Origin of the sequence: Pseudomonas sp. DE0157, assembly GCF_007678615.1 — a bacterium.
Classification (GTDB): Bacteria; Pseudomonadota; Gammaproteobacteria; order Pseudomonadales; family Pseudomonadaceae; genus Aquipseudomonas; species Aquipseudomonas parafulva_B.
Genome location: NZ_VEJN01000055.1, coordinates 1 through 310, shown reverse-complemented (window position 1 = coordinate 310; position 310 = coordinate 1). Strand labels below are relative to the sequence as shown.

Annotated in this window: 1 protein-coding gene; it reads left to right on the top strand. The window is 59.7% G+C overall.

Going from position 1 to position 310, the window contains the following annotated elements; genetic code table 11:
* On the top strand, window positions 1–310 hold a 310-nt coding region (locus tag FS777_RS21525; protein ID WP_178091314.1), incomplete at both ends, for an immunoglobulin-like domain-containing protein.

The following is a 310-nucleotide window of genomic DNA, read 5'->3' as shown; positions in this document are numbered from 1 at the left end:
ACTTCGAGCAGCTGACGCCTAACCCGACGCCAGCTGTAACGACGATCAATGATTCGATCGACACCACTACCGCGACCTTGACCGCGAGTCCTTCGGTCACCGAAGGCGGTGTCATCACTTACACCGTGACCCTGACCAATCCGGCTCAGACTCCGGTCACCGTGACCTTGTCCAACGGTCAGGTCATCACCGTTGAAGCAGGCAAGACCCAGGGCAGCATCGACTTCCAGACCCCGGCGAACGACGTCTACAACAACGGCTCGACCGTTAGCGTGACCATCGACAGCGCCGCGGGCGGTAACTTCGAACA